This window comes from Myxococcales bacterium, from assembly GCA_016706225.1.
GTDB lineage: Bacteria > Myxococcota_A > Polyangia > Polyangiales > Polyangiaceae > JADJKB01.
Map to the genome: position 1 here is coordinate 696,275 of JADJKB010000025.1, position 24,608 is coordinate 720,882.

Annotated in this window: 18 protein-coding genes; 9 read left to right on the top strand and 9 right to left on the bottom strand. The window is 68.6% G+C overall.

What is annotated here, in order from left to right; all coding sequences use genetic code 11:
* Nucleotides 1-120: 120 nt before the first annotated feature.
* The 3 genes from IPI67_41570 to IPI67_41580 are packed head-to-tail and all read right to left on the bottom strand — an operon-like array spanning nt 121 to nt 2,690.
* Nucleotides 121-1,101, bottom strand: coding sequence for a flippase-like domain-containing protein (locus IPI67_41570; protein ID MBK7586664.1), 981 nt, complete (start codon nt 1,099-1,101; stop codon nt 121-123).
* Between the two features lie 54 nt (nt 1,102-1,155).
* Entirely contained in the window at nt 1,156-2,163 is a 1,008-nt protein-coding gene (locus tag IPI67_41575; protein ID MBK7586665.1) for a D-cysteine desulfhydrase family protein, read from the bottom strand.
* Nucleotides 2,163-2,690, bottom strand: a complete 528-nt coding sequence (locus tag IPI67_41580; GenBank protein MBK7586666.1) for a hypothetical protein — start codon at nt 2,688-2,690, stop codon at nt 2,163-2,165. Before IPI67_41580 ends, IPI67_41575 begins: the two co-directional genes overlap by 1 nt.
* 207 nt (nt 2,691-2,897) lie before the next feature.
* On the opposite strand from IPI67_41580, the gene IPI67_41585 reads away from it, so the two are divergent.
* Nucleotides 2,898-3,449 (top strand): hypothetical protein, encoded by a 552-nt coding sequence (locus tag IPI67_41585; protein MBK7586667.1) that lies wholly within the window; start codon nt 2,898-2,900, stop codon nt 3,447-3,449.
* A 51-nt stretch (nt 3,450-3,500) separates the two neighbouring features.
* Here IPI67_41585 and IPI67_41590 read toward each other — a convergent pair whose 3' ends face one another.
* The 5 genes from IPI67_41590 to IPI67_41610 form a co-directional block, all read right to left on the bottom strand.
* Nucleotides 3,501-4,790 carry a M48 family metalloprotease gene (locus IPI67_41590; protein ID MBK7586668.1) on the bottom strand — a complete coding sequence of 430 codons (1,290 nt, stop codon included), beginning with the start codon at nt 4,788-4,790 and terminating at the stop codon, nt 3,501-3,503.
* Nucleotides 4,787-5,893, bottom strand: a complete 1,107-nt coding sequence (locus tag IPI67_41595) for a hypothetical protein (GenBank protein MBK7586669.1) — start codon at nt 5,891-5,893, stop codon at nt 4,787-4,789. The genes IPI67_41590 and IPI67_41595 overlap by 4 nt, the downstream gene beginning before the upstream one ends.
* Nucleotides 5,866-6,447, bottom strand: coding sequence for a SurA N-terminal domain-containing protein (locus tag IPI67_41600; protein MBK7586670.1), 582 nt, complete (start codon nt 6,445-6,447; stop codon nt 5,866-5,868). The genes IPI67_41595 and IPI67_41600 overlap by 28 nt, the downstream gene beginning before the upstream one ends.
* A 139-nt stretch (nt 6,448-6,586) precedes the next feature.
* Nucleotides 6,587-10,309 (bottom strand): hypothetical protein, encoded by a 3,723-nt coding sequence (locus IPI67_41605; GenBank protein ID MBK7586671.1) that lies wholly within the window; start codon nt 10,307-10,309, stop codon nt 6,587-6,589.
* A gap of 14 nt (nt 10,310-10,323) precedes the next feature.
* Entirely contained in the window at nt 10,324-12,042 is a 1,719-nt protein-coding gene (locus IPI67_41610) for a hypothetical protein (protein ID MBK7586672.1), read from the bottom strand.
* 121 nt (nt 12,043-12,163) lie between these two features.
* On the opposite strand from IPI67_41610, the gene hutH reads away from it, so the two are divergent.
* Nucleotides 12,164-13,702, top strand: a complete 1,539-nt coding sequence (gene hutH / locus IPI67_41615) for a histidine ammonia-lyase (GenBank protein ID MBK7586673.1) — start codon at nt 12,164-12,166, stop codon at nt 13,700-13,702.
* Nucleotides 13,703-14,150: 448 nt separating this feature from the next.
* Nucleotides 14,151-14,501 carry a four helix bundle protein gene (locus tag IPI67_41620; protein ID MBK7586674.1) on the top strand — a complete coding sequence of 117 codons (351 nt, stop codon included), beginning with the start codon at nt 14,151-14,153 and terminating at the stop codon, nt 14,499-14,501.
* A gap of 4 nt (nt 14,502-14,505) precedes the next feature.
* Here IPI67_41620 and IPI67_41625 read toward each other — a convergent pair whose 3' ends face one another.
* Nucleotides 14,506-14,886, bottom strand: coding sequence for an acyltransferase (locus IPI67_41625; GenBank protein MBK7586675.1), 381 nt, complete (start codon nt 14,884-14,886; stop codon nt 14,506-14,508).
* A gap of 255 nt (nt 14,887-15,141) precedes the next feature.
* Between IPI67_41625 and IPI67_41630 the strand changes: the two genes are divergently transcribed.
* The 6 genes from IPI67_41630 to IPI67_41655 all read left to right on the top strand — a co-directional run bounded on the left by IPI67_41630 (nt 15,142) and on the right by IPI67_41655 (nt 24,546).
* Complete coding sequence (locus IPI67_41630; GenBank protein MBK7586676.1) at nt 15,142-15,969, top strand: PaaX family transcriptional regulator; 828 nt, start codon at nt 15,142-15,144, stop codon at nt 15,967-15,969.
* Entirely contained in the window at nt 15,966-16,922 is a 957-nt protein-coding gene (locus IPI67_41635) for a radical SAM protein (protein MBK7586677.1), read from the top strand. The genes IPI67_41630 and IPI67_41635 overlap by 4 nt, the downstream gene beginning before the upstream one ends.
* 57 nt (nt 16,923-16,979) lie before the next feature.
* Entirely contained in the window at nt 16,980-19,190 is a 2,211-nt protein-coding gene (locus IPI67_41640) for a hypothetical protein (protein ID MBK7586678.1), read from the top strand.
* Between the two features lie 46 nt (nt 19,191-19,236).
* Nucleotides 19,237-20,088 (top strand): hypothetical protein, encoded by an 852-nt coding sequence (locus tag IPI67_41645; GenBank protein MBK7586679.1) that lies wholly within the window; start codon nt 19,237-19,239, stop codon nt 20,086-20,088.
* 667 nt (nt 20,089-20,755) lie between these two features.
* Nucleotides 20,756-21,967 carry an MFS transporter gene (locus tag IPI67_41650; protein MBK7586680.1) on the top strand — a complete coding sequence of 404 codons (1,212 nt, stop codon included), beginning with the start codon at nt 20,756-20,758 and terminating at the stop codon, nt 21,965-21,967.
* A 119-nt stretch (nt 21,968-22,086) separates the two neighbouring features.
* On the top strand, nt 22,087-24,546 hold the full coding sequence (locus IPI67_41655) for a hypothetical protein (protein ID MBK7586681.1): 2,460 nt from the start codon (nt 22,087-22,089) through the stop codon (nt 24,544-24,546).
* Nucleotides 24,547-24,608 lie beyond the last annotated feature (62 nt).

The following is a 24,608-nucleotide window of genomic DNA, read 5'->3' on the forward strand; positions in this document are numbered from 1 at the left end:
GCGGGTGCGGGTGCGGGTGCGGGTGCGGGGAGCGGGTGCGGGTGCGGGTGCGGGGAGCGGGTGCGGGGAGCGGGAGCGGGTGCGGGTGCGGGTGCGGGGAGTGGGTGTGGGGAGCGGGGTTTAGGGCGGTGGGGCGGTGGGGTGGCCCTGTCGGATCTCGGCCAGCACCCGGCGCAGGAAGGGCAGGCCGCGGGCGACCAGTGCCAGGGCGCTCACTGCTTGCCACACGACGCTGAACGCCAGGATGCGCTCCGGGCTCGCCCAGGGGGAGAGCAGGAGCCACGCACCCTGTACCGCGCCGAACCCGGCCACGTTGATCGGTAGCGACGCGACCACCAGGATCACCGGCATGTACGACAGCATCACGAACAGCGGGATGTCGAGCCCGAACCAGCGCGCGGCGAGCCAGGTGGCCGTCGTCGTGGTCGCGTGCTGACACAGGCGCACCGCGAGCTGAGCCAGGCCGCGCTTGCGGCCGATCTCGACCCAGATCTGGATCATGCCGAAGCGATCGAGCCGCGTCGCGGGCACCAGCAACATGAGCCCCACCAGGGACAGTGAGATCCCGAGCACCACCGGGAACACCGCGCCCGGAACAGCGGGTCTGCCCACCGCAATGACGATGCTGGCGTACAGACACACCGAGGTCAGCTCGGCGGCGACGATGTAGAGCAACAGGCCACCCGCGCGGGCGAGCTTGAGCCCGGTGCGTCGGGCGAGCCAGGTGGCGTACATGCCCTGGCCCAGGGCGTAGTGCACGATGTGCAGGAGGACGGCCGCCGCTTTGCCTCGAGCCATCTGAAAATAACTGGGCGTGTCCTGCTCCGGGAGCAGGCCGCGGAGCACCGTGCGATCTGCCAGCGCGACCCAAGCAAGAGAGATGACGTAGGTCAGGAACGCGAGGGGGATCAGCGGCAGGGTCTGGCCCTTGGCCATCTCGGCGCGAATGGCGCTCAGCGAATAGCGCTGGCTGATGAACAGGATGACGAGCCCCGCGATCAGGTAGGGCAACAGCCAGCTGAGCCAGGTGCGGAGGCGTTTTCGCGGCGCTACCGGCTGGCGTTCAGCCGGTCGTTCTGACTCCGACGCCGAGTCGCTCATGCGGGGGGAGCCCCGGGAGCTTCGTCGTATGTGGCGCGGTGCGGCGACATTGTCTCAGAGCTCGTCTGCGAAGACATCCGCTTGTGCCAGCAGTCCCGGCAGGCCGCCGGTGTGAATGAACAACACACGCTGCGGGCGCGGCTCGAGTCGCGAGAGCGCGAACAGAGCCTTTCCGGTGTACACGGGATCGAGCAACAGCCCGGTGCGACGAGCCACCTCGATGATGAAGCGCCGCTGTTCGCCGCTGGCGACGGCGTAACCGGGCCCCTTGTCGCGGTCCTGCACCACGAGCTGGGCTAGCTTGCCGGACTCGGGCACGAGCTCTTGAGCCTCGATGGCGATGCGGCCGATGACGGACTCGAAGTACGCGCGATCGTCGCAGACCGCCATCGCGAGCACGCGTGGCGCAACGTTCCACAGGGCAGCGCCCAGCACGATGCCTGCCGCCGTGCCGCCAGAGCCGCAGGCGAACGCCACGGCGTCGAAGCTTGCCGGGCCGCCGCCGAGCCCGAGATCGAGTTGGGTGCGCACCTCGCGCATGGCGTCGACGTAACCGAGCGAGCCGAGCGCGTTCGAGCCGCCCTCGGGGATCACGTAGGGGCGTTCGCCCCGGGCCCGGAGCTCGTCGGCCGCCTGGGCCAGGAGCTCGTTTCGGCGCAGCCAGTCGGCGGGCGAAATCAGGCGGAGGTCCGCGCCGACCATGCGGTCGAGGAGCAGGTTGCCAGTCGGGGTCGGCGCCACGCTCGGGGTGCTCGTACGCAAGAAGAGACACGAGCCGAGACCCAGCCGCGCAGCGACGATGGCCGTGGCCCGGGCGTGATTCGACTGCAGACCGCCGCAGGTGATGACCACGCTGGCGTGATTCTCGCGGGCCTCGGCCATCAGATATTCGAGCTTGCGGAGCTTGTTGCCGGCCTCCGCACCGCCGGTCATGTCGTCGCGTTTGACCCAGATCTCCGTGCCCACCAGCGCGTCCAGCGCGTCCGAGCGCCAGAGTGGCGTGGGTAGGTGACAGAGCGAGAGCTTGTCGGGGGGAGAGCTGCGCGAGGTCTCCGTCCGCATCACTCGACCGTGATGAGCTGGGCTGCGCCCTCGACGGTGTCACCAGGTTGGACGTGGACCTTCTTGACCGAACCGGCGCGCGTCGCGACGAGCTCGTTCTCCATCTTCATGGCCTCGACGACCACGAGCGGCTCGCCCACCGCGACCTCGTCGCCTTCATTGACCAGGACCTTCACGACCTTGCCTGGCATCGGTGACGTGAGCGCGCCACTGTCGGACGCAGACGGACGGGAGCGAACACTGGCCGCCGCACGCATGCGCGCGCTCTCGACCTCGAGCGCGGCCCGGCGCCCACTCACCCAGGCGCCGACGTTGGGCAGCTCTCCCTCGAGCACGACGTCGAACACGCGGCCGTTCAGATCGATGGTGCGTGCGTTGCCCGTGTGAGTGAATCGAGCCGGGAGCACCTCGGCGGTCGAAGCATCCCCCTCGGCGGAGTCGAGCAGCCGAACCTGGTGGCGTCCGCCCGGAAGCTCCGAGACTTCGACCACGTGCTCGGCCCCGTCGATCTTGACGAAGTAGCGCATGGGGTCGCGGAAACTACCCCAACCCCACGGGGCTGGCGAGCGGGGGGCGGAGCGCCGTTGGAAGGGCTCGGTCCGGTTGTTTTCGTGCTCCGCTGGATCCCAGAAAAACCCGCAAATTATGCGCTGATGGCCGGCGTCCGCCCGCCGCGAAGTTGACGAAACGTGAGGGTCTAGCGAATGCTTGGCGTTTGGAGGTTTGGAAAACACATGAAACTTCGATCACTTCTTATCCTTGGCGTTGCGGGTTCGATGGCACTCACGGCCTGCGGCAGTGACGACAGCGGCGGCGGCAGCGGCGGCTCGAGCACGGGCGGCGGCGGCACCGGCGGCGGTAGCACGGGCGGCAGCGGCGGCGCGAGCACCGGCGGGGCTGCTGGATCTTCGAGCGGCGGCAGCGCGGGCACCGCGAGCGGCGGCAGCGCGGGCACCGCGAGCGGCGGCAGCGCCGGCTCTTCGACGGGTGGCGCAGCAGGCTCGTCCACCGGCGGCGCAGCAGGCTCGGGCACCGGCGGCGCGGCCACGGGCGGCACCGGCGGCGGCAGCGGCAACCTGACGGCGGAGGCCTTCTGCGCCAGCTACGAGACCCAGTGCGGGTTCAGCGGCACCGACCACTTCGCATCGAGCGGGGAGTGCAAGGCCAGTTACGCGAAGTTCAACGCGGCCACCAAGGACTGCGTCAACATTCACATCAAGCTAGTGGACTCGAAGACCTCGGTCCATTGCGGACACGCGGCGGGATTCACGACCTGCAATCTTTGAGCTAGTTGATGCTTGGCACGGCGCGGTTCCCACGTGGGCCTGCGCCGTGTTTCATTTGGGCCGCGTGCACTTGACGAGCTGCCCGGTTGCCAGGCGCGCTCCAGGTGCGATGCCGTTGAGAGCAGCGGCGAACTGAGCTTCCGTGCCCGGGCAGTGACGCGCAAGCCATGCCGAGAAGCGACCCGCTTCCCGAACCGGCACGATGCTGAGCACACGCTCGTCCGCAGGAGCGGGCGCAGCGCTGGCGCCCGCCAGCAAGCGTTCGAGCAGCGCATCGCGTTCCAATCCGGAGACGGCGACCAGGTGCACGAACGGACCAGCTTCGAGTAGCGCTACCGCGTGATCGTGATCGTCGGAGAGCGCTCCGATGAGCACCCGACGCCCGGCAACCGTCCGGGTCGTGTACGGCGCCGCTCGCAGGCTCGACTTCAGCGCTTCGCGCAGGAAACGGCCGTAGAAGCGCGCGATCAACAGCTCGGTGCCGACGCCCGTGGCCGTGAACAGGTGACCCGACCAGAGTGGCGTGAGCCCCGGCGGCAGCGGGAAGCTCAGGCCATCAGCGGTGAAAAAGCGCCCGGACTCGAGCTTCGCTTCGCGGGCCCCGACGAGCAGACCCTCGATGGCCTGCAGGTAGCGCGCGCGCTCCACTCGACCGCGCCCCGCCCCCGCCAGCAGCTCGGCACGGGCCCGACGCGCCAGCGCGCTTGGGTGAGGATCGTCCGGATCGTGCGCGGTGTCGCAATCGGTCCGCGACGTGTCGTGCCAGCAGGCGACCCGCACTGCCCTCGCGAGCGCGTCGAAGGCGCGGCCGACGGCGTGTGGGTCGTATCCCGCGCTTGCCAGGTACGACACCGCCAGCGCATCCGCTTGTCGTTCTTCGTCGCGATCGAGCAGAGCGGCCTCCGTGTCGCCGTCGCGAGCGTCGGCGGGCAGAGCACTTCGAGCGACGTCGGTGTGGCCGCGAGCCGCGTGGGCGATCTCGTGCGCCAGCACCGCCGCGAGCTCGGCCTCCGAGTCGAGGTAGACGAGGGCGCCTCGCGACACCAGTACCTCGCCGCCAGGCAGTGAGTAGGCGGTGGGGGATGCGTCGTCGGTGACACGAAAGCGTAGCGGTCGAGGCAGGCGCGGTCCCGCCAGCGCCACGCGGGTGCCCACCCGGGCGATGTAGCGCTCGAGATCGGGATCGGCGACGGGGCCGCTGCCGCCGAGCATGAGCTCGGACACGAGCTGGCCGGTGGCCGAGTCGGCGGCATCCGGAGTCGGCGCCCGCGCGCCCGGCGCTCGCGAGGCACAGGCCAGGGCGAGCCCGGCGAACAGCGAGAGCAGAAACCGCGCGGTCACTCGGACGCCTCCTCGATCTGAAGCTCGACGTCGATGCGGTGGGCATTGGCATCGAGCGTGGTCGACGGCGTGACCACGGCGGTGTGCCCGAGGCTCGCGTGGAAGCGAGTGATCTCGGCGAGGCCGGCAGCAAAACGACTTCGCGCGAAGATCTCGCCGGACTTCATCCCGAGCAGCTCACGGTAGCGTTTGGGCGGCGCGCGTAGCCGGCCCGAGACGCTGAGCTTCCCCAGACGATACCGCTCCCCCTCGTGGATCGGGATGACGACTCGAACGGTCTTCGTCGCCAAGTCGCGGGTGCTCTCTGCCTCGTCCACGGTCGCTTCGAGAAAACCGCGCTCGTAGTACAAGGCCTGCATCCGCAGCTGATCGGCGGAGAAGAGGTCGGGCCGAAACGGCGCCCCGAGTTTGTTCACCTTGCCGTCCCGGTCGTCGATGAGCTCGGAGAGCTCGCGCTCCGACAAACGTTGGTTGCCCGCTAGCGTGAGCTTCGAGATCAGGTAGCGGGGTCCGGGGTTCACGCGAAAACACACGTCGACGCGCCCCGCGTGGATCCGGCTTCGGGTGTCGACCCGGGCGTCGAGGTGGCCGTCCTGAAGCAGATGGTTCTTCAGCCCCCACGCCGCACGGTGCACGCGCGCCGCATCGTGCAGCTCGCCCGGGGTGAGCGGCAGATGGCGTCCTTTGGGCAGTGGGCCCAGGTAGACGACCTCGCCGACGACTCGCCGCGGGGTCAGCCGATAACGCAGGCTGACGCCGCCGGGGTGTGGCTCGGTCTCGACCCCGACATCGTCGAAGATCTCCAGCTCGAGCAGCGCCCTCACGTCTGCGGCGAGCTGCGCCTCGTCGAGCGGGTCGTCGACTTTCGTACCGATGCGCGCTTGCAGCAACGACCGCGGAACCCCAGGCGCACCCGTGATCTCGACGTCGAGCACCCGTTCACCCCACGCCGGCGTCGTGATCGGCAGCGGCTCGGGCGCGGTCTTCTCCTCGGGCCCGTCGCACACGCCGAGGGCGCGGGGAACCCGGGGCGGCGGCCCGCTGCAAGCCGTCGCCGAAATCAGCAGCACGCCGCTCAGAAGCGCCCCAAGCGTTCGACCCACGCGCGCCTCCGGAGCTCCGACAGGAGCAGCTTGCGCCGCGCGGTGAACCAGCGCGCTTTCTCAGTGGGGTCGCTCGGAGGTTTGCCCAGCTTGCCGTGCGGTTCACTGACGAGCAGCCGCTGCTCGGTGAGCTGGCGGGCGAGCTCCGCCCGATAACGCGCGGGCGGGTATCCGGCGACCGTGGCCGTCGCGAGCAAGGTCTCGACGTCGAGCGCCTGGTCCGCCGCGATCCGGGCCAGCGCCTCGTCAATGTCGCCTTGCCCGATCTCGAGCTTGCGCCGCTGCGCCAGGCCTTCGAAGAGCGCCGCCTCGATCGCCGCTTCTCGGGCTTCAGCCAGCAGCGCTCGGTGTCTAGCGGGTCGCTCCCAGCTCCGTAGTTCGGAGAGCCGCCGCACGAAGGGTTCGGCGCGCTGCCGCAGATCCGAGAGCAAGATCGGAGTGCCGTTCACACGAGCCACGACCCGCTCGACGACCAGGGGCTCGGCGTGGAGCAGCCCCGAGATGAACAAGGGGGCGAGGGCGCCAGCCAAGCGCGAGAGACGTGGGGTGCACACGGGAACAGAGAGCTCAGCAAACCCCATGCCGCCCGGGCGAAGCCCTGCGGAGCCGCCGCTTCCGGTGTTCGAATGAAGTCGCGTTCACACCGCTCGGGTGTGCCGCGTTTGCGTCACCCGCGCCGAGGCCGCGGTCCCGTCACTTCGATGGAACTTGCACGAACGAACACGAGCCCTTGCCCGTCGCCTTGCCCAGGCACTGATGGCTCGACGGGTGCGACAGGTAATAGACGTCGCTCCCACTCGACGTGAAGAAGCGCCCGATGAGGTTGGTCATGTACTGACCGGAGTCCCAGTTCTGGCACGGGTCCGAGGGGTCGAAGCCGTGGATGCCGCGCGGCGCGATGTAGGCCTGCAGCTGCGACAGCACGCGTTTGTCGGCCTTCCAGGCGCCCAGATCCGGCGCGTAGGGTTTGCCCTCGAGCCGAGGCTCCCACACCGCGTCGATGCTCTCGGGCGATGCTGGGATTGCGATGCGGCCAGTGCGCAACGGGATGGCGGCCTCGTTCTCGCCGAACAAGCTCGTGCCCTCGTCGAGCACGTCGATGTCGTAGAGCGCCTGCGCGCAGTCGTCCTCGCTGATGGGGTTCTTGGAGCAGCGGCCGCTGATGCAGGATTGCCCGCTCAAACAGGCCTTGGTGTCGGTATCGGTGCAGTTCGGGTGACACACGACGTCTTCGACGGTCACCGGTAGCTCGTTGGGCTTGCACGATTTGAGGTCGCTCGGCGGGTTCCGGGCCAGCCGGCTGACCCCTTCGAGCACGTGGGCGTCGATCAGCGCTCGGTTTGGCGTGACCCCGCCGAGCTGAACGTACAGCGCGTTCGGTGTGACGTAGTCCGCATAGGCCGGATACCGATCCGCCGCGTCCGGCGTGAGGAAGGGCAGTGCGCCGGCGACCCGTCCCAGCGCTACGCCGGAGTTCAACGGCACGTTCATGTCCCCGACGGTGATGATGTTCAGCATGCCCTTCGGTGGCATCGGCTTGCCGTCGGGATCCGTCATCGTGCGCACGCCGTAGTAGGGGACGAAGTTCACCGGATCGCCGGGATCCACGATGTTCGAGGCCAGGTTCATGAAACGCCGGAGCGAGGGCGTCTGGCGAATGTGGCCAAAACCTTCGGCCGGAGAGACCAGCGGTGTGCCCTTGGCAAAGTACTTGTCCTGGAACTTCGCGCACCCGCCCTCGGTCGGGCAGACCTCGGCACCGGTCACCGGATCCTTGCCGCCGGTCGGGATCAGGCCCTCACCCCAGGTGTTGATCAGTTCGATGCGGTGGCTGTCGTCGGCGCTGATGTTGCAGCCCGAGTCGGGGTCGTAACTGTCCACGACGTCGGGCTCGTCGTACATCTGGACCTCGAGTTTGTCGCCGATGCTCGACGGGATGCCGATGCGGAAGCGCCCGTCGGTGTCCATGCGGGCACAGCGCACCTCACCGTTCTTGCCATTCGAAACCATCACCGTGCCGCCCGCCTTGGCGAACGCGGCCTTATCGACACAGCCGAACTCGACCTCGCGGTCGTTGTTCACGTCGATCAGCACGAAGCGCAGTGAGATCTGGCTCTCCATACACTTGGTCTCATTGGCCTTGTTCTGGTCGAAGAACTCTTCCTTGGCCGGCAGCCCGACCACCAGCGGGCCGAAATTTCTCAGGTAGATGCCCTCGAAGGCGCCGCCCTGAAAGGTGCGCGCCCCGACGTCCAAGAGCCCGCCTGCGCCCGAGGTTGGCGCCGAGGCAACGACGTTCGGATCGAGGGCTGCGACGAACGGCGCGAGGATGCCGCCGAGGGACTGGCCCCAGGCGTAGTACTCCGAGCTCGGGCCGCCCACGTCCGGAGTGCCGTCGCCGTCGAAGTCCCCCGCCAGATCGTCCGGCTCGCCGTTGCCGTTGTAGTCCTGCATCAAGCGGCCGCTGTGGGGGTCCTTGGTCTGCACCGCCAGGTTCTTGCCGTCGAAGCCCTTGAAGACGCGGAACATCTGCAACAGATCCACCGCGCTCTGGCGCACCACGTCGCGGGTGTGGAACAGGTAGCTCGTCCAGTAGTCACCGCCGGAGTCCCTGGTGCCGTTGCCGTCCAGATCGCGGGCGCGGCCGGTCAGAAGCGCGCTGGCGAACGGTCCCTCACATGCGCTCTTGAACAGGTTGCGCGCGAGCTGCAGCTCGGTCTCGCCCATCTCCAGGCCATGGAACGTGGCGTTCATGCCGACCGACGCGATGCCGTGGGCGGCGAGGTGGCCCGCGAACCCGAGCACCTCGAGCGAGCTCGAGGTGTAGCCATGGCCGTAGTACGCGACCGGGAAGGGCTGGGCGTGCTCCTTGGTGTTCTTGGGCACCACGATCAGAAACTGGACCTTGTCGCGGTAGATCTTGCCCTGGCCCGTGCGGAAATCCATGTCGAACGAGGCGTTCGGGTCGGTGCCCTTGGGCCCACCGTCGATGAAGAACGGGCTGTCGAACTCGCCGATGCCGATGTGGCTGATCGAATCGAACGAACCGATCAGTGTGGCGAGAGAGGGGCCTTCGAAGCCAAAGCCTTGTTTTGCGAGCTCTTGCAGCGTGTCCTTGACGACGTCGAACTTCACGATGTGAAAATTCTTGTTGGTCTCGACGCACTTGCCGGACTTCTCCCAATCGGGGGGCTCCTCGTAGTTGTTGTCGACGAGGGCCTCGAGGTCGATCTTGCCAGCGGCCCGCGCCAGCTCCGCCCGTGCGGGGTACTCCTTCGAGAGCTTGGCGAGCGGGCCCTTGCCGTACAGACCATCGCGGATGATGCGTAGGTCTTCCTGGACCGGTTGGGTCGTGAAGGTCCAGGCGAACCGCACGTGGGCCAGGCCCGTCCCACCGATGTCGCCGTAGTAGGAGCTGAGGTCGGCGTTCGCGAGGTGCGATTTGAGCCGCGCCATCGCCTCCTCTTGGGCCGGGTGGTAGACGAAATCGAACGGGGAGCGCACCGGCTCACCGCCGGCGCATTTCGTGCGATCTTTGCCGCAGTCGAGCATGCGGTCCGTGACCACCACCGCGTACTGGGTCTTCTCCTGGAGCGGGATCAGCGGGCGCATGATCAGCGTGTCCGTCTCGCGCTCGTAGTAGCTGAGCAGGTTGTCCGTCACACAGCGGTCGCGCTCGCGCTCGCTCACCTTGCCCAGGGTCACGTCGACCTGCGACGGACACGCATCCTGGCTCTGGAAGTTGGGCAGATCGAGCGCGCCGTCGAAGTCGGTGTCCCACTCCGGTTTGTACTGCGGCACTCCGTCGATGAGGGCGGCGGGGCGGCGTTTCCCGGTGGTCGGATCGATGCTCTCGTCCGCGGTGTCCCACATCAGGTTCTGCTCGAGGCGACGCGTGTCGTTGCGCCAGTACTTGCCCTTCTCGCGCACCACGTACTGAAACGCGCCCTCGCCCAGATCGATGAGGGCCGGTACACCCGTGTCGAGGTTCACGACGTAGACGGCATCGTTGGCCAGCTCGTAGTCGTCCCCCTGGTGACGCTTGGCGATGTTGCCGAGATCGAGGGCCGGCTGCGCGGGGTTGTCTTTCCGCTTCTGGAAGCCGATCGTGATTGGAGCGTAGGTTCCGAAACCCTCCAGCTGATCGAATTTTCGCCGCGCCGTCTCCTCGATGTTGGTCGGTGCGACGGTGCTGGCGTTGACCCGGAGCCCCGTGCGACTGGTCGGGTCGGGCCACATGGCCTGGTCGTTGGGGAAGGGGATGTCCGGGAGAGGCTTGTGGTACAGGTCCCACTTGACGGTGGCGCTGTCGCCTTCGGCGGATTTGCCGAGCCCGTCCGGGATCTCGTCCACGCTGCACCCGAGGGCGAAGAGCGCAACCAATGCGACCGAGGCGTTGAAGTTTCGCGTCGTCATGTTTCCGCCCATCCTCAATATTGAAGGCCGAGCCGCAGCGCGGCCAGGTACTGTTTGCCGAGCTTGTCACCCGCGGCGTCGGCGAAGGCGTTCCCCGGGAAAAAGGCCCCAGCTTGGGCCCCGAGCTCGAGTTTCATGTCGTAGTCGAGGGCCAAGCGGTACTCGACGCCGAGATCGAGCTCCACACCGAGGTCGTGACTGCGTGGGTCGCCGCCGTCGTAGTTGCGGTACTTGCCGTCGGTCGCGACCTGAACCGGGTCGACGAAGTCCGCCGTGGTCTGGGCGATCACTGCGCCGAGCTTCAGGTCGAGGGGGCGGGTCGGGCGGAAGACCACGGTCGGGTTCAGGTAGGTCGCGCCGAAGACCGCGCCGTTCGACGGCAAGAAGTCCGAGCCTGCGGGAGGGCGCGCCGTCAAGCCGGGATCCTCCGCGATGCTGGCGGCTCGTGCGGTCTTCCAGGCCAGCACCTCGTCGAACAAGATCAGGCCGACGTTGTGGTTCGGGTCGAAACGAAAGCGGCGCGACACACCGTCGTTCGGGTTTGCATCACCCGAGGTCCAGCCCCACTCGAGGGACGCCACGAAATTGCCCCAGCGCTGGTCGCCGCTGCCGGAGGTCGTGACGGCGCCGAGTCTGGCGGCGGCTCCGAGGGCGCGGATGTCCTCGCGATCGTTGTTGCGCGTCTGGCTGATGGTCCGCACGTAACTGGTGTCGCCGAGCAGGTAGGCGATCTCGTACTCGCCGAACACGTGGCCGTTGATGCCCGGGATCTTGGCGTTGAACTTGCCGGACGAGTCGAGCGCCCACACGCGCAGCGTCTCATCGAACTCGCGTCCCGCGAGCGACTCGCGGGTGCGGCGCTGGTGGCGGTAGACCCCGTAGAAGCCCAGCATGTTGTCGTGTTTGTCGGCGTAAAACGCCGCCAGAACGCCCTGAAACGCCTGGTCGTCGCCGGTGAGATCGGCGGTCTGATCCTTGAACACGAGGTCGCCAGCGACGGCGACCGTGAACGGGGACTCTTTGCCTGCGGGCTTGGTCGCAAAGGCGATGCGTTCGGTGATGGAGCCGCCGTGGTAATCGCCGAACAGGGACGGGTGGTCGCCGTCGTTTGCCAGCATGCCCATGCCCCAGTGCGACGGCTGCTGACCCACCCGGAACAGCCCGATGGGCGACAGATACTCGAGGTACAACCAGCGGGGTTCGATGCCGAGGGGCTGGCGCTCGTCGTAGGGGCGCTGCGCCGAGTCGACGTGCTGGGTCTCCTGCCCGGCGAAGAAGCCGGTGGGAACGTCGAGCTGGCCGATCAGCGTCAGCGTATCTCGATACGAGACCCGCGGCGTGAACCGGAGCCAGTGCTCCACGCGGGCCGTTTGCCCGAGCTTGCTGGTGCTCGGGTCGTTGCCGAACGGCCGGAGCGCGAGATCCGACAGCAGCGTTCCGCGAACCTGATACTCGCCGTGGAGCTGAACTCTGAGCTGCTCCGGGTCGGGCGGCGCGACAGGCACACGACCGGTCTCGAGCAGAAAGCGCGGCTTGAACTCCGTTCCCGCTGCTTCGTCGGAGGGCGGCGGCGGCGGCGGTACCGGGGTCTCCGCTGCCTCCACCGGCGCAGGAGCCGGCGGAGCCGTGCCCGGTGCCGGCTGAGCGCCAGCGCCAAAGGTGAACAAAAGTACGGGCGCGGCAGCGCCGCTTCCGCACAAGCCCAGAAGTCCCAAACGAATCCGGCGGCCCACTGGCCGGCGAGGATAGGGGTCAGCGGGAGGCTGCGACAAGCGCTTTCGGCGTGATCCTCGGCTCGGTGAGCCCGCGCGGAAATCGAGCTATAGAGGCGACGTGGAAACCGTCGCGGATCCAGTGCAGCTCGGCACGTGGCTGACTCCGGAGGACCTGGGGCAGGTCGCCCGAGGACTGCGCCCGGTCGAGCTGTGCGCTGCCGCGCGTGAGCGTGTGATCGGGTCACGGCGTGCGATCGAGCAGATCGCGGCCGCCGGGGACGAAGCACCCCGGGTCTACGGCGTGAACACCGGTTTTGGCGCGCTGGCGGAGACCCGCATCAACTCTGCTGAAGTGCGGCGCTTGCAACGCAATCTGGTCCGCAGCCACTCGACGGGTGTGGGGCCGGACATGCCGGAGGCCGCCGTTCGCGGCATGATGTTGCTCCGCGCGCAGACGCTCGCTCTCGGTCACTCGGGGGTGCGCCCTGTGGTCATCGAACTGTTGCTCGGCATGCTCGGACGGAACGTCGTGCCGCGTGTGCCAGCGCAGGGCTCCGTCGGTGCGTCCGGTGATCTGGCGCCGCTGGCTCATCTGGCGCTGGTGATGATCGGCGAAGGTGAGGCGCGACTGGCAGGCGTGCTCATGACCGGCGCGGAGGCGCTGGCCGGCGCGGGACTGACGCCGCTCGAGCTCGAGGCCAAGGAAGGGCTGGCGCTGATCAACGGCACGCAGTTCATGACGTCGTACGGCGTCCTCGCGCTGTGCGACGCGGAGCAGCTCTTGCGGATCGCGGATGTTGCCGGCGCCATGAGCCTGGACGCGCTCAAGGGCTCTGCGCGACCGTTCGAAGACCGCCTGATGAAGCTGCGACCCCACCCGGGCCAGGCCAGGGTCGCCGAGAACCTGCGCAAGCTGCTGGCCGACAGCGCGATCATGGAGAGCCACCACGACTGCAACAAGGTGCAAGATCCGTATTCCCTCCGCTGCATGCCGCAGGTGCATGGGGCGTCGCGGGATGCGCTCGCCTGGGTGCGCGAGGTGCTGGAGCGGGAGATCAACAGCGCCACGGACAACCCCAGCGTGTTCGTGGCCGACGATGGCAGCGCCGATGTGGTCAGCGGGGGGAACTTCCACGGCCAGCCGGTGGCCTACGCTCTGGATCTGGCGGCCATTGCGCTGGCCGAGCTCGGGAACATCAGCGAGCGGCGGGTCGAGCAGCTGGTCAATCCGGCGTTGTCGAGCGGGCTCACGCCGTTCTTGGCCAAGAACAGCGGACTCGAGAGCGGTTTCATGATCGCTCAGGTCGCCAGCGCTTCGCTGGTGAGCGAGAACAAGGTGCTGTGCCATCCGGCCAGCGTGGATTCGATTCCGTCGAGCGCGGGTCGAGAGGATCACGTCAGCATGGGCAGCATCGGCGCGCGCAAGCTGGAGCAGGTGGTCGAGAACGTGCGGCGCTGTCTGGCGATCGAGCTGATGACCGCGGCGCAGGGACTCGAGCAGCGGTTGCCGCTGCGCGGTGGGCGCGGGGTCGAGGCGGCGCGCGGGGCGGTGCGCCAGGTGGTCGCGCCGCTCGATGACGACCGGCCGCTCTATCGCGACATCGAGGCGGTGGTGGGGTTGATTCGGGATGGGTCGATGGTGGAGGCGGTGGCGGGGGCGATTTCGGGGTTGGGGTAGGCCGGGAGCGGGAGCGGGAGCGGGACGGAGCGGGAGCGGGAGGCGGAGCGCGAGACGCAGCGGGGGCGGGAGCGGGAGACGCAGCGGGGGCGGGAGCGGGAGACGCAGCGGGGGCGGGAGCGGGGCGAGGGAGAGGGAGCGGGACGGCGCGGGAGCGGGAGGCGGAGCGGGAGCGGGAGACGGAGCGGGAGACGCAGCGGGGGCGGGAGCGGGAGAGGGAGACGGAGACCGAGCGGGAGCGAAGCGCGGGCGGGGGAGTTGTGGCGGTTTGCGACGAGCATGCCGGTTGCGTGAGGCTCGCACACGCGTGCCAGCGGGAGCTGGCACTGGCGCGTGCAGCGCTGCTTGGAATTTGTTGTGGGTGTCGGCGTGAGCGATGTGCGGGAGTGTGATTGGGGAGGCGGCTTTTTCTCCAGTCCTTCACGGGGTGAAAGGACTGGAGAAAAACATGAACTCAGCATCGCTTCCTCATCACCGACTGTTGGCCTGGCACCTCGCGGCCGAGCTCGTGCGGCTCGTGTTCGCGATCCGCATCTCGGACGCAGATGATCGGCGCGAAACCCGCAGGGCCGCCAAGAGCTGCGCACGCAACGTTGCCGAAGGGGCCGGGCGAACGTCGCGCGCCGACAAGGCTCGCGTCTACGCCATCGCTCGCGGCGAGTGCGGCGAGTGCGTGGCCAGCATCGAGCTCGCGGGTGCGACCGGGGCCTGTGCGGCCGCCGACGTCGAGCGCGTGACGGCGCTCGGGAGCCGACTGTCGGGCATGCTCTATCGCCTGAGTCTGGCCGGGCGCGGGTGAGCGCTCACTTGCAGCTGAAGCCGCCGCCGGCCCAGCCGGTACCAGACGCGGCTGCGGCGAAACAGGCTGCCGCCATCTGTTTCATGTAGGTCTTGGTTGGCTCGGGTGCGTTCTCCGCGTTCTGCGAGACCGCCTGGCAACACTTCTTCATGCTGGCCGAGCTGCCGCCGCCGACCTTCTTTGCATCCGCGTCGGCGTCCTCGGGGGCGTCGGGGGCCGCGTCCTCCACCTCGAGCACCAGGGCTGCGTCGGGTGTCTCGGTGGCCGTGGCCGTGGGCAGCGGAGGTGGCGCCTCGTCCTTCTGGCACTTGTTGCAGCCGCCCGCCATCACCAGCGGAGCCGCGAAACCAAGGATGATTGTCGTGAGAGATCGGGATGCTCGCATGTGCCTCCAAGGGGCTCGACTGCGCGCGAGCATCGCACGCCGACATCGCTTGCGCCAAACTCGCGGGGCCGCCGCGCCAGGTCACACCGGCCGTTTCGCGGGATTCTCTGCGCGAAAGGCCGGAGCCTGGGCTCAGGCCCACGGGCGGCGACCCGGCTCGGAGCGCTCGCGCCGCTGCGCTGGGCGCCGAAAGAATCCCATGACCGAATATTACCACTGTAGACACGACATGCGTTAACCGGTAATATTCAGACCGTGGTGCTCCGACCGCAGGCCCTGGTGCTCGATCTGCTCTCGGCGGTGGGCGGAGAGCCCATGCCGGTGCGCGCGCTCGTGCGCGCTGCGGAGGGGCTGGGCATCTCGGGCAACGCGCTCCGGGTCGCGCTGACTCGGCTGCTGGCCCAAGGCAAGCTGGAGCAGAGCTCGCGGGGATACTACGGGCTCGCGAGCGGCGCGCGGGCCGTGCAAGAGCACGTTGCGGCGTGGTCGAGGCTCGAGGAGCGCATGACGCCGTGGCGCGGGGGCTGGGTGGTGCTTCACGTCGCTGGGCTGCCGCGAGCAAACCAGCGGCGCCGACAACGCGCGCTCCGGTTTCTCGGCTTCGCCGAGCTGGGCCCGTCGCTGCAGGTGCGGCCGGACAACCTCACCGGCGGTGTTGCCGGCGTTCGGTTCGCCCTGAGCGGACTCGGCCTCGAGCCCGAGGCAGTGGTCGCAAGCCTCGGCGAGCTCGATTCCGCGACGGAGTCCCGCGCGCGCAGCTTGTGGGACGGGCGCAGCCTCGAGCGGCAGTATGACAAACTCTCGCGCTCGCTCGAGCTGAGTGGTGCGCGACTGGAGAGCTTGCCGATCGACCGGGCCCTCGCCGAGTGTTTCAGCCTGGGCGGGCGTGCCATTCGGCAGCTGGCCTTTGATCCGCTGTTGCCCGAGCCCATCGTGCGGGCCGAACCGCGCGTTGCCCTGGTGCGGGAGATGCGCGCTTACGATCGCAAGGGCCGCCGCGTGTGGCGGCGGTTCCTGAGGGCCGAACGGGCCCCGCTGATCGAGTCGCTGCTGGAGCTGACAAAAGGGGAGGTTTTTGCATGAAACTGCCGATGTATTCCCGGCCTGTCGCCTACGATCGCCTGGGTGCGGAGCCGCCCCAGCGGTTTCCGGGCGCGATGCTCAACGTCACGAACCGCTGCAACCTCACCTGCTCTCACTGCTTCGTCTACACCGACGGCAACCCGAACGACCCGTCTCACGACATCCCCGACGACGAGCTCTTGGCCGAGCTCGTGCGGGTGCGTGACCGGCATGGATTGTTCGGCATGCTCTGGATGGGCGGCGAGCCCATGCTGCGCTGGCGACTGCTCGAGCGTGGCGTGAAGTTGTTTCAGCGCAACGTCATCACCACCAACGGCACGGTTGGTCTCAAGGACTTCGGTGCCAGTGTGACGTATGTCGTTTCGCTGGATGGGCCTCAGGATCTGAACGACAAGGTGCGCGGGGAGGGGGTCTACGCCCGAGCGAAGCGCACCATCAACGCGGTTCCGGACGACTTCGTGCCCACGCTGCAGTTGCAGTGTGTCGTGACCAAGGAGAATCAGGACCGACTCGAGGAGCTGGTGCTCGACTTCGTCGATTCCCAGGCCGACGGCCTGGTGTTTTCGTTCCACGTGCCCAACGAGGGTGAGGTCTCGGAGCTGGCGTGGCGCGACGTGGAGGAGCGCGAAGCGGCGGTGGAGCGTGTGCTCGAGCTCAAACGCCGCTACCCGACCTTCGTCTGGAACTCGACGCGGGCGCTGGAGCTGATGCGGCCGGCGACGGCGCGCCTGGTCACCGATCGCTGCCCGGCGGTCAAGACCGTGCTCCCGCTCTACGTCGAGGCAGGCGCCTTCACCAACCCCAAGTGCTGCTACGGCAACAACGCGGACTGTGATCGCTGCGGCGGTTGGGTGGTGTTTGCCCACGCGGCAAAGCTGGAGGGACCCTGGGATGCCATCGTGCCGCCGACCGAGGCTGCGAGCCCGCTCGCGATGTATTTCATGACGGCGTGAGCGGCGGCCACATTCAGCCGCGCCCGAGGGCGGGGAGATCCCTGCTAGGCTGGCCTCGTGCGCGCGATGACCTGGCTGGTGCTGCTTGGGGCGTGCAGCGTCGCTTGTGGTGAGGATGAACGCCTCGCGGGAGGGGTCGAGGTCCCGTTCCTCGTGCCGCCGAGCGGGTTGCCCGCCTTTGGTGACGTGCCGTGGCCGAGTGATCTCTACCTCGATGCGTCGGGCTCGGTCGGAGTCGTGCCCGGGCTCGAGCGCGTCGCCACGCAAGCGGGACCGATCGAGGAAGGTCTGCGTGCGCTCGACGGCTTCGGGCGCTCGACGGGCGCACTGTTTTTCGTGGGCGAGCCCCTGGACCCCGAGAGCCTGCCGCGCACCTGGGACGCGGCCGTCGAGTGGACCGCGAGCGCGCGCATCGTCGACGTCGACCGTGAGTCCCCGCTCTTCGGCAAACGTTATCCTGCGTACGGCAAGCCGCTACCGAGTCTCGGTGCGGTCGCCGTCATCCCGGTGCCGGGCGTCGTGCTCCCGCCGGGTGTTCGACACGCCGTCGTCCTGACCTCACGCGTGCGCAGCACGAGCGGGGTTCCGCTGGTCGCGTCGCCGGAGCTGCGGGCCATCGCCGAGACTCCGAAACCCGAGCGCAACACCGCTGCCGTTCGGCTGTATGCCGACGCCATCGATGCGCTGCTCGAGAGCGGGGCCATCAGCGAGCTCGACGAGCTGGCGAGCCTCGCGGTCTTTCGCACGTCGGCGCGGGTGCGCGAGCTGCCGATCTTGCGCGAACGCCTGCGCGGGCAGCCGGCTCCGGCGCTGATCTTCGGCGCGGATGCCGCGCCCTACACCTCGAAGGTCTTCGGGCCGGTGGGTGAGGTCAGCTTGGACGCATGGCTCGGCAAGCCGGAGAAAGACGAACAGGGAATCGAGTGGCCGGGTGGCGACAACCCCGGCGGCATTGCCCACGATCAGATCGCTGCCGTGGCGCATGCCGCGTTTGTCGCACCGAGTTTTCTCGATCCTGTCTCGCGCCACTTCGAAAAGGACGCGAGCGGCGAGTACGTGCTCGCCGCCCCGAACGCGAGCATCCCGGTGACGCTGGTGATCCCGAAGGCGGCCGCGCCGGCAACCGGGTACCCCGTCGTCATCAACGGTCACGGCCTCTCGAACGATCGTGGCAGCATGCTGTCCGTCGCCAACGAGCTGTGCCGCGCGGGGTTTGCCGTGATCGGCATCGACGACGTGTTGCACGGCGCGCGCGGCGGCATTCCCGACGTCAAGAACAACTACGCGGGCGGGTACGACGGGCCGGACGGGATCCCCGACGACAAACCGATTGCCATCAAGTTCTTTGCTGGGTTCTCCGACTTCGTGGCGGTGCGCGACAATTTTCGGCAGACCATCCTCGATCAGACCAGCCTGGTGCGGCTGATCCAGAGCGCGAAGCTCGATCTGTCCAAGCTTGCGACGGCCGGCAGCGTGCCGAAGCTCGACCCCAAACGCATCTACTGGAGCGGGGGTTCGCTGGGCGGGATCATGGGCACGATGACGCTGGCGGTGGAGCCAGAGATCCGCGGGGCCGCGCTCCAGGTTCCCGGCGCCAGCTTCGTTCAGCTCATCACCACCAGCTCCGCAAAGGTCGCGCCGCTCGTGACCAGCATCGCCCTGGGCGCGTTCGGTGGCCAAGGCGAGGAGGTGCTCGACGAGTTTCATCCGCTCGCCGCCCTCTTGGCGACGCTGACGGAGGCCGGGGATCCCATCGCCTACGCGCCTCACATCATGCGGGACTCGATCTCGGGGCGCGCGGTGCCCGACGTGATGATCACGTATGCGCTCGGCGACGAGGTGCTGCCCAACATCGCGACCATTGCGCTGATCCGCGCCATGGGCCTGGAGATCGCCACGCCGTCTCTGGTGGGCGTGCCGGGCATTGCCGAGCGCGCGTCGCCGGTCAGCGGCAACCTGAGCGGGCGTACGGCCGTCGCGGTCCAGTATTCTCCGGCGAATCACGGGCTCGGATACGGGCGCTACGACCTGCGCGAGTTCATGCCGGGTGTGCCCTTCGACGGAGAGGAGCGCTTCCCGCGGCTGCCGGCGCAGTTCAACTTCGAGATGCCGATCCGCGAACACTCGCGCCAGCTGGCGGCGTTCCTGAAGAGCGCCAACGCGGGCAAGGCCGTGGTCGAGGTGACAGCCCCACCGGTCGCAGATTTCGATGGGGACGGCGCGCTCGACGCGGACGACGCGGCGCCCCTCAATCCCAAGCAGAAGTGAACGGGCAGTCGTTCCGCGGCAGAGCGGACGATGCTACACTCCGCGCATGTTCCGGCGAACCTTGGGTGTGATTGCGGTTTCCGTGCTCGCGGCGTGCGGGGGCGACGACTCCAGCTCATCGAGCGGCGGCGGCGTCAGCAGCGCGAGTGGCGGCAGCGGCGGCAGTAGCGCGAGTGGCGGCAGCGGCGGCAGCAGCGCGAGTGGCGGCAGCGGCGGCAGCAGCGCGAGTGGCGGCAGCGGCGGCGGCGCAGCGGGCACGGGCGGCGCCAGCGGAGCCGGCGGTAATTCCGGCGGAGCAGCGGGCACCGGCGGAGCCGGCGGCAACACGGGCGGAGCAGCCGGCACCGGCGGTAGCGCGGGTGGCACCGGAGGCAGCACGGGTGGCAGCGGCGGCAGCGGTGGCAGCACGGGCGGTAGCGGCGGCAGCGGCGGCAGCGGTGGCCAAGCTTGCACCTGGGGAACGACCCAGTGCCCGAGCGGGGAGTACTGCGAAGCGCCCGGCTGCGGCGCGGGCAAGTGCGTGAAGATCCCCAGCGAGACCGACGGCAAGACCCCGGTCTGCGGCTGTGACGGCGTGACCTACTGGAACACGTCGGTCGCGGCGCACGCGTCCATGAGCGTGAAGGGGTCCGGCGCCTGCAGCACGGGTGGCAAGACCTGCGGTGGGTTCGTGGGGACCCAGTGCCCCACCAACACGTACTGCAACTACGCCGTTTCGAGCTCGAGCATGTGCAACGTCTCGGACGCGTCGGGAACCTGCTGGGGGCTGCCTGCGAATTGTCCCACGATCCTGATCGGTCCGAGCACCCGCGCCTGCAAGGCCACGAGCTGCAAGCCCGAGTGTGATCTGATCAAGAGCGGTGCTGTCTGGTACGCGGACAACACCTGCCCGGTGTGAGATGCGCTCTGGATGAGGCGCAATCCGTGGCGTGGACTCGCGTGGCTTCGCGCGCGCTCGAGCCGCGAGACGGACCCGGCGCGAGCGCGGCCATCGACAAGTGTGCTCCGGGCGCTACGCTCACGACCAATGAGTGAGCGACCCAAGCTCGTGGTTCGTACCTTGGTCCTGAAAGCGCTCGCAGGCGCGCTCGGCGGTGGCGCGCTGCTCGGCGTCGGCGTGCTCTATTCACGCATCGGTGGGACCTGAGGCATCTTGTGCAACCCGGCGGTCGCCGGGTCCTACGGAGCCTTCATGGGCGCGATGTTGATGCCGGGCGCGCTCTTCGAAAAGCCGAAGCAGCAAGACTAGCCGGCGCCCGCCGGGGGGCCGGCGGCGAAGCTCCGCGCTCGCTCGCGCACTCCTTACGCGCTCCCGACCGCGCGCTGGGGGGTCCTCGTCTCCGCAAAGAGCTTGTCATGGCAAGCATTCCCCGGACGAGGCACCCGCGTCCCGGCCATCCACCGCACCTTTGGCGCCGTACACAACCCATTCGTGCAGGCGATCGACATGATCCAGATTTTTCGCCACCGGAACTAGGGTCGCCCCCTGCCGACTCGGCACTTTGCAGCTCGAGAACCCGGGGCTTGACCGCGCTTGGTCCGGTAACGTATCGAGCCGGCCCCTGATGAGCTTTGGCGGTCGCATCCGAGACGCGAACATCGTGCGCATCTACGCCACGATCCTGGCACTCGGGATTTCGTACGGCGTCGTGATCTCGTTGATCGCGGTGTTCCTGGACGGGCGCGGCTTCGGCAAACAGGCCATCGGCTCACTGGCGGCTTGGTTTGCTGGCGGCATCGCGCTGGCCGCCCTTCCCGTCGGGGCGCTGGTCCGAAAGTACTCCGCCAAGTCCGTGCTCGTGGCTTGCCTGCTCGGGTACGCTTGCGCCGTCGCCGCGTTTCCGTTCGTGGGTGGCTACGCAGGCATCGCCGCCGTTCGCACGCTGGACGGCGCGTTTTCAGCAGGAGTGTGGGTGAGCTCGGAGACGATCCTGCTGACCCGCGCTCCCTCCAAAGACAAAGCCTTCGTCACGAGCCTGTACGCCATCTCGCTGGCGCTGGGCTACGTCATCGGTCCGCTCTTGGCGCGGGCTTTCGTCGCCGTCGCGCCGCTCCCGTTTGCGTTCGTGCTCTCGGCCGCGATCGCCCTGGGGGCCGCGCTGTTCGTGCTCGCTCGACTGGACGGCGACACGCGCGCGAGCGACCCGCGTGACGAGCAAGAGCACGACACGCCGCGAACCACGCCAGCAACTCTGGTGCTGTGGCGGATCAAGACCAGCTGCCTCGCAACCTTCAGCTACGGTTACTTCCAGGCCAGCGTGGTCTTGTTCCTGCCACTCTTCTTGATTCAAGAGCGGGGCATCGACAAGACTCAGACGATTCTGATCCCCGCCTTCTTCGCCGCCGGGATGCTCTTGTTCTCGAATTTTGCGGGCCGCCTCGGTGATCGTTTCGGACATCTTCTGGTGATGCGCGTGCTCGGCAGCGTCGGCATGCTGATGGTCCTCGGTTTTGCGCTGATCGAGACCTATCCGGTCATGTGCGCTGCGGTCTTCGTCGCGGGGGCCTCGCTCGCGAGCATTTCTCCGTTGAGCCTGGCGCTCCAGGGGGTGGTGAGTCTCCCGGCCGACGTGAGCCGCGCTACGGCCTTCTACAATGCGTTCTATGCCGCCGGTATGTTGCTCGGACCGCCGGTCTCGAGCGCACTCTTCGCTCAACGCGGGGGTGCGTCGATGCTCTACCATCTGACGGCCCTGTGGCTCGCGTTCGTGGCCTTCACGCTGGTGTTTCGCCGCGACGACCCGGCGCGGGCGGCGCTCGCGGTCCCGTCGGGCTGAGCCAGAGCAGAGACCGAGGCAGATCTTGCTCGGAACGCGATCGAGCCGGGGTATGCTGAGGCGGGGTCAGCCCGCCCGGGCAGAGTGATCGCGCGCCACGAAATCCAAGCAGCGAGCGCATGAGCAACGGACTGCAACCCAGAGCGGCAGAAGACCCGCCCGCCGCGCGCGGCTCAGTGCGCATCGCGCTCGCTTTTGCGGTTGGGCTCCTGCTCCTGGGCGCGCTGTGGAGCAAGGTCGACGAACGCCAACTGGCGGACGCCCTGTCCCATCGGCTGAGCTTCGCCTGGCCGTACGTCGCGCCGAGCGCGCGCTCGGGGACTGGCGTCGGCTTGGCCGCCGGGCTCGCCGTGCTCGCGTTGATCACGATGCTCAGCCGCCGGGTGCCGCGTCTCCTCTGGACGCTCCCGCTCGTCGTCTTGGCACCGCTCGCCGGCGCGCTCTCGTTGCCACGCCTGCCGAGCGCCTTCGGCAAAGAAGAGCTGGGCCAGGTGCTCTCGGCAACGGTTGTCTGGTGCGCGGGACTGTTTGCGTCGGCGATGCTCGCGTGCGTGGCGATCGCCGTGCTCGGGTGGCTGAGCCGCAGCCGTGCCGATGAGACCGCGCCCGCGTGGCGCAGTGCTCTGGCCGTCGTACTCGGCCTGCTCGTCGCCGGGGTGGGCGTTGGCTTCGCTGCCAAGCGCGGTTACAGCGTGGCGTGGTGGCCGCCGACGGCGCTCGGCATCGTCGCGATCGCGGTCTCCAGCGGGCAAACCCGCGCGCGCGAGGCACGAGAGGCGGCGGCGTTGATGGTTGCCCTCGCGCTCGGCGCCACGCTTCTGTTCGCGCTGGCCGCCGCGCTGGCGCCGCGAGGCTTCCAGTACAGCGGCTTGCGCTACGTGCCCGGTCCCGAGGCGCCGTGGTGGGCGGGTGGATACGATGGCGAAGAGAGCACGGGCCCCTTGCCGCGCGCATCAGAGGTGATCGCGCTCGCGGAGTTGCTCGAGCGAGCCTCTTCGCAGCTTCGCTTCCTGGCCGCCGCGAGCGCCGGTGTTTTCCTGAGCTGGCTCGTGCAGGCAGGGCCGCGTGGGCTTTCGGCGCGCCTCAAAGAGAGCGCAGTCGGGCTCTCCGTCTGGCTCGTGAGCCTCTTAGCTCTCGGCTCGCTCTTCCACGTCAGGTATTGGCAGGCGGCAGAACGCGCGGCCTACGCTTGGCCGCAGGCAACGCCGGTCGGGTTTGTGGTCGCTTCGGCGCCGCTCGGCGCTCCGCGTTGCGAAGGGCTCCGTCCGCGCGACGTGCTCTTCATCGGGCCGTCGCTGATCCACCTTGGCGAGCGGACGCTCGGTAGCGTCGGCGAGCTCGTCTCGGAAGCCGCATGCGCGCGCGTCGCCGCCGCGCTCCTCGAGACCGAGGAGCCGAAGCTTGCCATGGACGACTCCCTCGACGCCGCGCCGCTCGCCTGCCTGTTGTCCTCGCTCGCTCGCGTCAAGGCTTGGGGTGAGGAACGGCGCTGCCCGCTCACCTTAATCGCGAGCTCGGCGCCGCGCGGTGCAAGACCGATCTGGCCCACCTGTCTGCGCGTGAGCTACGACGGTGGTCAGTGCGCGAACGACGCCCCAGTTCGGCTGACGGTCGTCGACGACCACGCCGCGCGCATCATCGGCTGGCGCGGGCACACCAACGACGCGGTGGCAGGTTACCCCGACGCGACCGCCGCGTTCTTCGACGGACGCCCATGGGGGCTGCGATTGCCTTCGGATCGCGACACGTCCCTCACCTGGCGCTCGGGAACTTCGATGCGAGGCGTGCACGCGGCGCTGTTCCTCGCTCGTGCGGACGACGACAGCGGGCGAGGCATCGATTTCGCGCTCAGTGCGACCCGCAGGCTGCCCAGCGTCGGGCTCGCGGTCGCGGTGGCTCGACCTGCGCCCGCTCCGGCTCCCGCGGCCGCGGTCACGAACCCGCTGTTGTCCCACTTCAGTGCGCGGGCGCGGGTCAGCGCGAGCGAGCCTGCGCTCGAAGCCGAGGCCGCCGCGAAGATCGAGCGCGCCGCCCGCGGTTGCTGGAAGGACGCGACCCGGCAACTCGAGTCGTTCACCCTTCAGCTGGCGGTTGCGGTCGATGCGGAAGGAGCGACGAGCGACGTGTGGCAATGGCATGCCAGCCGTGCCGGTGCGGCGGAGCTGTCGTGTCTGCGGGGCGCGCTGGCCGCCGAGCGTTGGTCAATCCCGGCGAACCCCCCCGCGACTCTCACGTGTGACCTCGAGCTCGCGTTTCGAGTCCCGCGCATCACTTTCAGCAACCGTGAATCAGGCGCACATCCCAGGGCCTTCGACGCGCTGCTGCCGGAGCTGAACGGCTGCCTCGAGGAAGCGCAGCGTGCGGCTCCGAAGGTCATCAGTGATCGCTGGGACTTCGACGTCGCGGTGGCAAGCGGCGGTCGGGTGGGGAGCACCAAGCTCTCCGACGGGCACCCGCCGCCCGGGCTGGCGCGCTGCATCGACGCGACGTTCCGGCGCGCGCGCTTCGCGGAGCTTCAGCCGCGGGTGTATCAGCTCTATCTCCACACGTGGCCCGCGAAGCGCGATAGTCGGTACTGAGCCAGGCTTGACGCCGAGCTCGACGCGGACGTTGCGCGCGGCCCGAGGCCAAGACCAGAGCA

Excerpts from the sequence above, each read along its gene's own strand:
- IPI67_41585 (MBK7586667.1), top strand. The coding sequence starts at position 2,898 with ATGAAACTTCGATCACTTCTTATCCTTGGCGTTGCGGGTTCGATGGCA.
- IPI67_41620 (MBK7586674.1), top strand. The coding sequence starts at position 14,151 with ATGAACTCAGCATCGCTTCCTCATCACCGACTGTTGGCCTGGCACCTC.
- IPI67_41605 (MBK7586671.1), bottom strand. The coding sequence starts at position 10,309 with ATGACGACGCGAAACTTCAACGCCTCGGTCGCATTGGTTGCGCTCTTC.
- IPI67_41645 (MBK7586679.1), top strand. The coding sequence starts at position 19,237 with ATGTTCCGGCGAACCTTGGGTGTGATTGCGGTTTCCGTGCTCGCGGCG.
- IPI67_41570 (MBK7586664.1), bottom strand. The coding sequence starts at position 1,101 with ATGAGCGACTCGGCGTCGGAGTCAGAACGACCGGCTGAACGCCAGCCG.
- IPI67_41655 (MBK7586681.1), top strand. The coding sequence starts at position 22,087 with ATGAGCAACGGACTGCAACCCAGAGCGGCAGAAGACCCGCCCGCCGCG.
- IPI67_41575 (MBK7586665.1), bottom strand. The coding sequence starts at position 2,163 with ATGCGGACGGAGACCTCGCGCAGCTCTCCCCCCGACAAGCTCTCGCTC.
- IPI67_41650 (MBK7586680.1), top strand. The coding sequence starts at position 20,756 with ATGAGCTTTGGCGGTCGCATCCGAGACGCGAACATCGTGCGCATCTAC.
- IPI67_41580 (MBK7586666.1), bottom strand. The coding sequence starts at position 2,690 with ATGCGCTACTTCGTCAAGATCGACGGGGCCGAGCACGTGGTCGAAGTC.
- IPI67_41635 (MBK7586677.1), top strand. The coding sequence starts at position 15,966 with ATGAAACTGCCGATGTATTCCCGGCCTGTCGCCTACGATCGCCTGGGT.
- IPI67_41625 (MBK7586675.1), bottom strand. The coding sequence starts at position 14,886 with ATGCGAGCATCCCGATCTCTCACGACAATCATCCTTGGTTTCGCGGCT.